Raw genomic sequence first — 10,395 nt, 5'->3', positions numbered from 1 at the left:
CGGATCTCCTCTTCCCCGGTCATAAGGTCGATGATACCGGCCCCGCCGCGACCCGGCAAGATCCGCCGTTCGCGTTCGGCCTCCCCTTCCGGGCCGGCCCTCCGGCGCCCCGCGCCCCCCCGGCGCCCGAATCGCTTGCGCGAACGGGGCGGACGAACCACAATAAGAGCCGCTCTCAGGCTCAACCGGAAGGAGATCGCGATGAAGCCGATGCGCGCGGCGGTTCTCGGAGTTCTGGCGGCGGCAGGATGCGCGGCCGGCCAGGCCCCTTCGGGCGAGGAAGGACGGGTCCCCGCGCCCGGCCTTCAACTCTACAGCCTCCGGGAGGAATTCAAGTCCCAGGGAGTCCCCGCCACGCTCGACCTCGTCAAGTCGTTCGGCATCACGACGGTGGAGCTCGCCGGAACCTACGGGCTCCCTCCCGCGGAGTTCCGCGCCCTGCTCGAAGCCCGCGGCCTCAAGGCCGTCTCCGGCCATTTCCCCTACGACCGGTGGAAGAAGGAGCCCGACGCCGTCGCGCTCGAGGCCAAGGCGCTCGGACTGGAGTACGCGGGCTGCGCCTGGGCCAACCACAAGGCTCCGTTCGACGAGCCGCAGTGCCGCGAGGTGATCGACGTCTTCAACCGGGCCGGCGAGGCGACCGCGCGCCACGGCGTGCGCTTCTTCTATCACTTCCACGGCTTCGAGTTCCGGCCGCACGGCGCGGGAACGCTCGCGGACCTCATGATCGCCGGCTGCGATCCGTCCAAGGTTTCCTTCCAGATCGACACGCTCTGGGTGGTCCTGCCGGGACAGGACCCCGCGCGGCTCCTGGAGAAGTACCCCGGCCGCTGGGTTTCCTCCCACCTCAAGGACCTCCGCAAGGGAGTCCCCACGGGGGACCTGAGCGGGAAGACCGACGTCCGCCACAACGTGGTGCTCGGCACCGGGCAGGTGGACTGGCCCGCCTTTTTCCGCGCGGCCCGCAAGGCGGGCGTGAAGTACCACTTCATCGAGGACGAATCGCCCGACGCCGCGCGGCAGATCCCGCAGTCGCTGCGCTACCTGGCGGAGCTGCGGTTCTGAAGCGCCGCCCCCCTCAGGGCGTCAGCACCGCCTTGATGTAGCGCCCCTCGTGCATGCCGTCGAAACAGTCCTTCCACTCGGACAGCGGCGCCACGCGGGAGAGATACGGCCGCACATCGAGCTGCCCCGACCCGAGCATCGAAAGGACCCGCTCCCACACGGGCCACGTGTGACTGAAGCTCCCCTGGAGCGTCACCGCCTTCTTGACGAGCGGATCGAGCGAGAAGTCCAGCGGCTGCGGGCCCCACCCCACCTTGCAGATCTGGCCCGCCGGGCGCACCCACTCCAGCGCCGACCGCAGCGCCGCCGACGCCCCCGCCGCGTCGATGACGACGTCCGCCCCCAGCCCGTCTCCGAGATCCTTCAGCAGCGCCCCCACGTCGTCCCGGGGCACCTCCGCGGCGTGCGTGGCCCCCGCCTTGAGGCCCACCTCCAGGCGCCCCCGGTCCCGCGCCGTCCCCACGATCACCACCTTCCCCGCCCCCGACAGGCGCGCCATCGTCGCGCACAGAAGCCCGATCGGCCCCGGACCGATCACTACGACGAGATCCCCCGGACGCACCCGCGCGTTCACCACCGTCGCCTGGTAGGCCACGCAGCAGGGCTCCGTCATCGCCGCCACCTCGGGAGCCACTCCCGGGGGAACCCGGTGGAGGCACCGGGCCGGAACCTTGACGTACCCGGCCATCGCCCCGTGCATCTCGTAGCCGAACCCGCGGCGTCCCGGATCGAGGTTGTACATCCCCTGCCGCGTCAGAGGGCACCCTTCGTCGATCACCGCCGCCGTCTCGCTGGCGACGAAATCCCCCTCGGAGAATCCGCGCACGCCCGGCCCGAGCGCCGCCACCGTCCCGCAGAACTCGTGCCCGAGCACCACCGGCACCCGCACCGTCCAGGATTGCGTGTTGTGGTACTGGTGGACGTCGCTCCCGCAGACCCCCACGCCCCGGACGCGCAGCAGAACCTCCCCCGGTCCGGGCTCCGGCACCGGCATCTCCCGGAGCTCCACCGCGCCCTTGCGGAGATCGAACTGCACCACCGCCGGCATCGTTTTTTCCATGGCTTCAGGCCCCCTTCACGCGCCGAACGAATTCCCGAAGAATCTCCCGGAGCCGCGGAGCGTCGGCCCCCGGCTTGAGCTCCCGGTCCGCCACCGCCAGCGGCGCCCCGATCACGACCAGCTCCGCGCCCAGCCGCGGACATTCCGCCGCCTGGTCGAACGAGAGCCCTCCGACCGCCTGAAGCGGCACCCGCACCGCCGCGCGCACCCGGCGAAGATCGTCCAGCGGAGACTTCCCCGGCTCGGCGTGCCGCTCGTCGTAGCCCGTGTGCACGATGAGCACGTCCACCCCCCACGCCTCCATCTTCCGCGCCATGGCGACCTTGTCCGGATGGAGCATGAGGTCCCCCATCACGTAGCCGCCGTAGTGCCGCGCCGCCCGCACCGCCTCCCGGATCGTGTGCTCGTGCGCCTGGGCCATGACCACGACGAAGGTGGCCCCCGCGCGGAACATCATCTCCGCCTCGAGATACCCCGCGTCCATTGTCTTCAGATCCGCCACGATCGGATGTTCCGGGTGGCGCTCCCGGAGCGCCCGCACGGCGTGCAGGCCCTCGCCGAGGATGAGGGGCGTTCCCGCCTCGAGCCAGTCCACCCCGGCTTCCACGGCCAGCGCCGCGGTCGGCAAAGCGTCCGAAAGCGTCTGAAGATCGAGCGAGATCTGCACCTTGGGCGTTCCGTCGAGCACTTTCTTCATTGCATCGGCTCCGTGTCCTCGGGATGGCAGAGCACCCCGATCGGGTACTGCTCGAGGTCCGCCACGATCCCGCTGAACGCCGCCGCTCCGTCGCCGGCCAGGTGCACCACCAGCTCGGCCACCTCTTCGGGCTTCAGCAGGCGCCCCAGAGGCAGGCGCTTCCCCTCCCGTTCCAGGAAGTCCGGAGGATGCCCGAGCCGGGCCATCATGACCCGTTCGCCGTCCGTGTCCATCCACCCGGGATTCAGGCAGTGCACCCGCACCCGGGCGTACTTGAGGGCGTTGGCCAGGTTCCGCGAAACCGTCAGGAGCGCCGCTTTCGTGGCCGAGTACACCAGAAGGTTCGGCCAGCCGACATGGGCGTTGATGCTGCCGATGTTGATCACCACCCCGCGCCGGCGGCGCAGCGACCCCAGAAGCTCCTGCGCCAGAAGGAGCGGAGCGCGCACGTTGATGTGAAACTGCCGGTCGAACAGTTCCGGCGTGAAGTCCTCGAGCGTCGAGCGCTCGACGTTGGCGGCGTTGTTGACCAGGATGTCGATCTCCCCGAGCGCCCGCAGCGCCTCCCGGGCGACGCCCCGCGTCTCTTCGACGTCGGCCAGATTCCCGGGCACGAAGACCGACCCGTTCCCGAGCGAGGCCGCCACCTCGCGTCCCTTCTCCGGAGGAAGCCCCGTCACCGCCACCCGCGCCCCCTCCCGCGCAAACGCCCGGGCGATCACGGCCCCCAGCCCCTGGGTGCTCCCCGTGACGAGCGCGTTCTTCCCCTCCAGCCGCCTACTCATCTCCCCCTCCTCCGAAGTGCAGGGCGAATTTCTCGCGCAGGAACCGCACGCTCTCCTCCAGGTTCCGCATCCCCTCCTCCACCGTGGGACCGTCCCCGTCCTCGATCGACACCCAGCCGGAATATCCGGCCCGGGCCAGCGTCCCGAAGATCCGGTCGTAGTCGTTCAGGCCCCGGCCGATGACTCCGTGACGCACGATCTTCGCGTAGCCGTGCTGCGGGTCGCGCGCCATCCGGCGCAGGTCCTCGATCGTGCCCCCCTCGAGGTAGCGGTCCGACGCCTGCATCGTCGCCAGCCGGGGAAGCACCCGCTCGAGAAGCTCGTACGGGTCCTCTCCCGCCACGACGGCGTTGGAAGGGTCATACTGGGCCTTGAGCCAGGGGGAATCGACCGCCTCGAGGATCGCCAGGTACCGCCGGTGGCTCTGCGCGAACTCCGGATACTCCCACAGGCCGTCCTTGTAGTGGTTCTCCATGCAGAGGACCACCCCCGCCCGCTCGGCGTGCGGCACGAGCGCCCAGAGGCAGTCCGCCACCCATTTCATCGCCTCCTCCTCCCGCAGGCCCGGGCGGTTCTGGCCCGAAAGGACGCGGCAGTAGCGTCCCCCGAGCTCGGCGGTGACCTCGATCATCCGCCGCGCGCGCTCGACCTCGCGGGCCCGGTCGGCCGGATCCGGCTGAGTGAAATCGGGCGAATTGCACATCATCGGGATCTCCAGGCCGCGGGCGTTCGCCTCGCGCCGCGCCCGGGCCAGCGTGGCCTTCTCGAAGTCCGGAAAGAAGCGCGGGTAAAGCTCGATCCCCTCCACGTCCAGCCGCCCGGCCAGGTCGATCCACTCCCAGAGGCTCATCCGGCGCGCCACGAGCGCGTCGAAGAAGCCCTTGGGGAAGACGGCCAGAGGAGGCATGAGAACGTTCTCCTTCCCGCGCTAGGGAGGCGCCGGGGAAGCGGTCCGCCGGAGGAGCGCCTCGAGCGCGGCCCGAAGGTCCGCCAGGTCCTTCTGGGTCGCGTCGAAGGCGGCCGGCCCCACCTTCTCGCGGTCCACCGTCCGGAGGTTGCGCTCCACGGTGGCCGCCTGTGAGAGAAGCTCCGCCAGCCGCGAGGCGTCCGGGGGCCGGCCCGCCGCCGCCAGGTCCGAGAGTTCCCGCACCCGCTCCTGGATCTTCTCGATGAAGGACTTCCGCAGCGTCTCCAGAAGCTCCACGAAGGAGCGATGCTGCGCGTCGTACCGCTGGCTGAGCGCCTGGAAGCGCTCGTGGACCGGGCCGTAGCCCTCGCGGGGAAGCGCCCGGAGGCGCTCCGATGCGGCGTCGAGCGCCGCGCCCACGTCGGGATACCGCCGGGCGGCGAAGTGCTGCTCCGCCATGGTCAGAAGATATTCCGCCTCGTACTTCGCCTTGGCCCGACGGAACGCCCGCTCGAGCGCCTCCACTTCCGCCCGCAGCGGCGCGGTGCGGGCCGGAAAAGCCTGCACGTCCTTGAGGATACCTTCGAGCGCCGTCCCCGCCTCCAGGTAGGCCTCCCGCCGCAGCAGGTCCCACGTCTCCTCCAGGCGGCGACGGAGCCGGGCCAGATCGAGCCGCCGCTGGAGGACGTGCTCCTCCCAGGCCAGCTCCTTGGCCCGGATGCGGACCTCCCGCAGGTGCTCCACCAGTTCGGCGCAGTCGGGCTCGTGGGCGGGGCCGCGCTCCTCATAAAGCCCTTCGGCGGCGACGCGCTCCAGCCGGTCCCTGAACTCTTCGATCGTCCAGCGGCGCCCCGGATCTTTCTCGCGGCCCACTTCGATGACGGCCTCGAGTTCCCGCGAGATCCCCGGCACGTGATCCCGCACGTAGGTGGGGTGGCGGCGGGCCGGATCCGTGAGCCACCGGAAGACCTCGCCGTGCTCCATCCCTTCGTAGGCGGCGCGGCCCGTGACGAGCTCGAAGAGGATCGTCGCCAGCTGGTAGACGTCCGCCTCCTGGCCCACGGGGCCTTCGGCCCGGGCCTGCTCCGGGGCCATGTACCGCGGCGTGCCGATCCGCACGCCCGACTGCGTGAACTGCTGAGTGTGGGACTCGTCGGCCCACTTGCCGATTCCGAAATCGGTCAGCACCGCCCGCCCGTCGTCCTTGCGGATCATGATGTTCTGGGGCTTGAGGTCGCGGTGAACGACCCCGCGGGCGTGGATGTACTCGATCGCCTCGGCGATCTCGCGGGCCAGCTGCACCGCGCGCGGCAGCGGAAGGCGTCCCTCGGGGCATCGCCGCAGATGCGCGTCCAGCGTCTCGCCCTCGATGTACTCCAGAAGCAGGCACCACCCCATCCGCTGGTCCCGCACGAGTCCGAACCGCCGCACGATTCCGGGATGCCGGAGCGTGCGCAGGATGTCGTTCTCCTTGATGAACCGCCGGACGGAATCGACGATGATCTTCTGTTCCTGATCGGGGTCGGGGTCGGCGGGCGGCCGCAGCACCTTGACGGCGATGATCCGGTCCTCGTGCAGGAGCGGATCGATCAGATTGAGAAGGTCCCGATATTCCTCGTCCGCGCGGTCGCGGTCCTGGCGGCGCCGCTCGAGGTAATCGTTCCACAGGCGCTCGGCGGCCTGATAGATGCGGCGGCGCTGCGCCGGATCCACGATGGGCACCGGAAGCCGCCGCTCTTCGGCCAGATCGCGCCCGGGTTCCTCGTAGGGGATGTCGTCGATCCCGAGCCACCGGGGATTTTCCTCGCCCCAGACGATCCGCTCGGCCAGCAGTCCCACGGGGTTGAGGATCTTGCCCACGTACACCTTGCCGAAGGCGCCCTCGGCGATGGGCTCCGGGCTCAGGACCGCGATGCGGTTCTTGAGAACGATCGGGTCCGCCGCCGGCGGGCGGACTTCGGGATCGGGCCTCGGCGTCCCCTCCACCATAGGAAGGCCCGAGTATATCAATCCGGTTCCGGCGGCGGTAGGGATCTTCCGCCCGCCCCGGGATTCACCCGGCGGTCGCCGTCACCTGCCGGGCCGCCTCCTCGTATTCGGTGCCGGCCAGCGACCGCAGGTAGGCGAGCGCCCGGTCCGCCTGCCGTGCGTGATGGCAAAGAATCCCGAGCGCCAGCCGATCCGCCGGAGCGGTCAGTCCCACCGCCTCCGCCATGTCCGCCACCTGCGCGGCCGGAAACGCCGACCACTCCGCCTCCCTCGGGACCTCGCCCACCAGGAGATAGATCTTGCGCGACGTGGCCTTGAGGACCTCCACGCCTTCGAGCGTCCCGGAGAAAAGCTCCAGCCGCGCGAACGTCGGCCGCGCCGCGTTCAACCGTTCCACCAGACGTCCTCGAAACCCCTCCACGAAGGCCATCTGCTGGCGCAGGTCCGACAGCCGATGGCGCATCCGGGTGGTGTCCCTCCGACCCCGGAGCTTCTCGAGCTGCCGCTCGGCTTCCTCGAGCCGAAGGTGCGTGATCTCCTCGTCCACGCGCCGGATCTCGGCGCGCTCCTGCGCTTCCTTGAGCCGCGGCGGCACGAAGCCTTTTTCGTGCCCCGCCTCCACCGCCTCGATCACCCGCCCGAGCTCCTCGGCCACCTGCCGCGCCGAACCGTACCGGTCGGACGGCTCCCGGGCGAGCGACCGCAGGCAGATCTCCTCGAGCTTGGAGAGCCCGGTGAGGATCTTCGTCGAGTCCCGGCCGGCCCCCTCCGAGGCGCGCCGGGCCACGTCGGTGGGGCGCTCCGGGTCCTCGCGCAACGCGCGCACGAGGACGTCCAGGGGCTCTCCCGTGAACGGCGGCCGGCCGGCCAGAAGCTCGTAGAGCGTCGCCCCCAGGGCGTACACGTCCGTCCACGGCCCGATCCGGTCGGTCCTCCCGGAAAGCTGCTCCGGAGCCATGTACGAGGGCGTCCCGCGGACGCGCTCGTCCGCTTCTCCGGACTCGGCCGGACCCCGTCCCAGGGCGCGCGCCAGGCCGAAGTCCATGACGTAGGCCGCTCCGGCCGCGCTCAGAAGGATGTTGCCCGGCTTGAGGTCGCAGTGCACGATCGGCCGGGGAAACGTATGGGCGTAATGGATCGCGTTGGCGACGTCGCGCACGACGCCCAGGTAGAAGACCGGATCCTCGTAGAGCGGCGACAGCAGGCCCCGCCGCTGAGCCTCCCGGATGTCGTCGGCCAGCGTCCGGCCTTCCACGTAATCCATGGCGATGTAGAACTGGTCGCCCACGCGTCCGAGGTCGCGCACGGCCACGATGTGCTCATGGCGCAGCCGGAGCGCCGCCCGCGCTTCCTGCAGAAGGTCCAGAATCCGCTCCTCCCGCGCCCGGCGGGCTTCGCGGTCGGATCCCGCGGCCGGACCGGGATCCCGAACGAACTTGAGGGCGACGTACTCGGCCAGCATCGTGTCCCACGCTTTGTGGACCACGCCGGCCCCGCCGCGCCCGACCTCCTGGAGGAGGATGTATTTGCCGAAGATGCGGCCCGGCACCGAGCGCGCGGCCTGGACGTCCGGAGGCAGCTCGTCCCGGGTGAGCTGGACGAGCTTGTCGAGATCCCGGATCTGCGCCACCACCGCCTCGGCCTGCCATTCGAGGGGTCCCAGGCACCGCGGGCAGCGTTCCCCTTCCTCCATGAGGCGCGTGACGTACGCCGGCCCCCGGCACGAGGCGCAGAAGCGCACCCGCCGATTCATCGCCGCGGCGGCGTCGGCCACCTGGACCGGGTTGAGGTACTTGCGGGCGACCAGGATCTCGGCGAGCGGACGCCCGGAGGCGCGCCGCTCCCGCTCGGCCTCCTCGTACTCCTCCGGCGCGAGAAGGCCCCGGTCCAGAAGGAACTTTCCGAACGCCGCGTCGTCGGCCGACACGCCGATCGCCTCCCGAACGAACTACGAAACGGCCAGATTCCCGAGCGCCGCCAGGACCTCGTCCGCCGACCGGAACCGCCGGTCAGGATCCGGGTGCATCAGGCGCTTGAGCAGCGCGACGACCGAAGGCGGCGCCGGCACGAGCATCAGGTTCGGCACGGGCAGCCCGGATTCGATCTGATCGGTCACGACTTCCTGCGAGCTGGCCCCCGTGTAGGGTTCGTGGCCGGTCAGGAGCGCATAGAGGAGGATCCCGAGAGCGTAAAGATCGCCGCCCACTCCGAGGGTCGGCCGGCCCTCGAGCGCCTCCGGAGACATGTATCCCGCGGTGCCCACGACCGTTTTCGGGCGTCCGCCGTCGGCGCCGTGCCGCGGAATGGGCACGGAGAATCCGAGATCGCAGAGCTTGGCCCGCCCCGAAGCCTCGAGGAGAACGTTGTCCGGCTTGATGTCCCGGTGGAGGTATCCCTGGCCGTGGAGATACCGGAGGGCCTCGGCGACCTGGCGCGCCAGGGCGAGCGCGTCGCGCGCCGGGAAGGCTCCCGTTTCGGAGAGCGCCTGTCCCAGGGAGCGTCCCTCCACGTATTCCATGACGACGTAATGCGTGCCCCGTTCGAACCCGTGGTCGAGGCCCCGGACGATCGACGGACATTCGAACCGCCGCAGGAGCATCGCCTCCCATTCGAAGCGCGCCACCGAGCGGGGATCCTGCGCGCGCTCGGGGTGGAGGATCTTGATCGCCACGCGGCCGGACCCGAAGAGCGGCTCCGCCGTCCAGATGGAGGCGAACCCGCCGACGGCGACGCGCGAAAGGAGGCGATATCCCGGGACGAGCTGACCCTTCCAGTCGGGTCCCCGGACCATTCCCGCGAAGTTCCGCGCCTCCAGATTCTTCTGCTGCTCCAGGGTGATCGCGCCGATCCGGCGCACGAGCTCGAGAAGCGGCACCACGAGGCCGTAGCGGGCGAATTCCATCTGGAGCCGCTGGGCCTCGCGGAGCTGGTCCCGCCGGACGAGCTCCTTCTGCTTGAGGAAGGCGGCCACCGCGCGGTCGATTTCCATCTGCGTATCCTCGCCCCGCTCCGCCTCGCGAAGCGCCAGGGGAGAGGCCGCCGGCGCGGGCGCGGGCTCCGCGGGAACGAGCGGGCTTCCGCACGTCCGGCACCGGTACCGGCTCCCGGGCGGGGGCGGCGCGGCGTGGATCCGCACCCGGCAGGCGGAGCATTCGTAGACGAGCTTGCGCTGATAGCCGAGGACGCGCCGCAGCTGAGGCTCGCTCACGTAACCGCGATGCACGGCCAGCTGCCCGAGGGGAGGCGGAGTCTTGCCCGCGCGGCGCATTTCCTCCTGGAGACGGACGCACTCCTCGACGTTTTCCCGCGAAAGGAGCCCCGCGGCGACGAGGAGCCGCCCGACCTCCGCCTCGCTGAGCGGGCGCTCGGCGCCGCCCGCGGCCACGCGGGAGGCCAGAATCGCGTCGAGATCCTCCTGAAGCAGCAGGCCCCGGGAGACGAGAAGAACCCCCAGCGGTCGAGGCCGGCCCGCCTTGCGCTCCTGGGCGCATTGGAAGAGGCATTCGAGGAGCGCTTCCCGCGAAACGAGCTTGCGCTCAAGAACGGTCCGTCCCAGGAAGACGTCGTCCTCCGGGATCTGCATGGTGCCTCTTCCCCGATCGCCGCGGCTCCCGCCCCCCGGGCCGCATGAGAATTATAGCTCAGCCCCCCGGCTCCGCCGCCGGGGAACGCACCCGTCCCCCCGGGACCGGCTACCGCCACGGAACCGAGCGCTTCCGGAGCGCCTCGATCACCCGCGGATTTTCGATCAGGAAAAGCGGACTCCCCGACCCGTCGTCGCTTCGGAAAAAGCTCACCTCCCGCCGCCCGAAATCCGCCACAAAGACCCTGTACTGAACTCCCCCCACACCCGGCGTCGGAAAAAGACCCCCCGTCCCCGGAATCCCCCACG

9 protein-coding genes are annotated in these 10,395 nt (G+C 70.5%); 1 reads left to right on the top strand and 8 read right to left on the bottom strand.

The features are described from left to right. Nucleotides 1-201 precede the first annotated feature (201 nt). The gene (locus VNO22_12610; protein ID HXG62215.1) at nt 202-1,065 is read left to right on the top strand and encodes a sugar phosphate isomerase/epimerase family protein; all 864 of its coding nucleotides are present in this window, start codon (nt 202-204) and stop codon (nt 1,063-1,065) included. A gap of 13 nt (nt 1,066-1,078) precedes the next feature. Here the strand turns inward: VNO22_12610 and VNO22_12605 are convergent, their stop codons facing one another. The 8 genes from VNO22_12605 to VNO22_12570 form a co-directional block, all read right to left on the bottom strand. Further along, complete coding sequence (locus tag VNO22_12605) at nt 1,079-2,125, bottom strand: zinc-binding dehydrogenase (protein HXG62214.1); 1,047 nt, start codon at nt 2,123-2,125, stop codon at nt 1,079-1,081. 4 nt (nt 2,126-2,129) lie between these two features. Beyond that, the gene (locus tag VNO22_12600) at nt 2,130-2,822 is read right to left on the bottom strand and encodes an orotidine 5'-phosphate decarboxylase / HUMPS family protein (GenBank protein HXG62213.1); all 693 of its coding nucleotides are present in this window, start codon (nt 2,820-2,822) and stop codon (nt 2,130-2,132) included. Beyond that, nucleotides 2,819-3,607: an oxidoreductase gene (locus tag VNO22_12595; protein HXG62212.1), complete on the bottom strand. Its 789-nt coding sequence runs from the start codon at nt 3,605-3,607 to the stop codon at nt 2,819-2,821. Before VNO22_12595 ends, VNO22_12600 begins: the two co-directional genes overlap by 4 nt. Then, entirely contained in the window at nt 3,600-4,514 is a 915-nt protein-coding gene (locus VNO22_12590; GenBank protein HXG62211.1) for a sugar phosphate isomerase/epimerase family protein, read from the bottom strand. Before VNO22_12590 ends, VNO22_12595 begins: the two co-directional genes overlap by 8 nt. A 21-nt stretch (nt 4,515-4,535) precedes the next feature. Further along, on the bottom strand, nt 4,536-6,503 hold the full coding sequence (locus VNO22_12585; protein ID HXG62210.1) for a serine/threonine-protein kinase: 1,968 nt from the start codon (nt 6,501-6,503) through the stop codon (nt 4,536-4,538). A gap of 64 nt (nt 6,504-6,567) precedes the next feature. Next, nucleotides 6,568-8,430 (bottom strand): serine/threonine-protein kinase, encoded by a 1,863-nt coding sequence (locus tag VNO22_12580; protein ID HXG62209.1) that lies wholly within the window; start codon nt 8,428-8,430, stop codon nt 6,568-6,570. Between the two features lie 21 nt (nt 8,431-8,451). Beyond that, entirely contained in the window at nt 8,452-10,086 is a 1,635-nt protein-coding gene (locus tag VNO22_12575; protein ID HXG62208.1) for a protein kinase, read from the bottom strand. 109 nt (nt 10,087-10,195) lie between these two features. Next, nucleotides 10,196-10,395: hypothetical protein (locus VNO22_12570; protein HXG62207.1), on the bottom strand; the 200-nt coding region annotated here is incomplete at its 5' end.

The sequence above is a fragment of the Planctomycetota bacterium genome (genome assembly GCA_035574235.1).
In the GTDB taxonomy this organism is placed as follows: domain Bacteria; phylum Planctomycetota; class MHYJ01; order MHYJ01; family JACPRB01; genus DATLZA01.
Note: the sequence above shows the minus strand (reverse complement) of the source record. Positions and strands in the feature narration are given on the sequence as shown.

Coding starts and splice junctions, on each gene's coding strand:
- VNO22_12610 (HXG62215.1), top strand. CDS start 202: ATGAAGCCGATGCGCGCGGCGGTTCTCGGAGTTCTGGCGGCGGCAGGA.
- VNO22_12605 (HXG62214.1), bottom strand. CDS start 2,125: ATGGAAAAAACGATGCCGGCGGTGGTGCAGTTCGATCTCCGCAAGGGC.
- VNO22_12600 (HXG62213.1), bottom strand. CDS start 2,822: ATGAAGAAAGTGCTCGACGGAACGCCCAAGGTGCAGATCTCGCTCGAT.
- VNO22_12595 (HXG62212.1), bottom strand. CDS start 3,607: ATGAGTAGGCGGCTGGAGGGGAAGAACGCGCTCGTCACGGGGAGCACC.
- VNO22_12590 (HXG62211.1), bottom strand. CDS start 4,514: ATGCCTCCTCTGGCCGTCTTCCCCAAGGGCTTCTTCGACGCGCTCGTG.
- VNO22_12585 (HXG62210.1), bottom strand. CDS start 6,503: ATGGTGGAGGGGACGCCGAGGCCCGATCCCGAAGTCCGCCCGCCGGCG.
- VNO22_12575 (HXG62208.1), bottom strand. CDS start 10,086: ATGCAGATCCCGGAGGACGACGTCTTCCTGGGACGGACCGTTCTTGAG.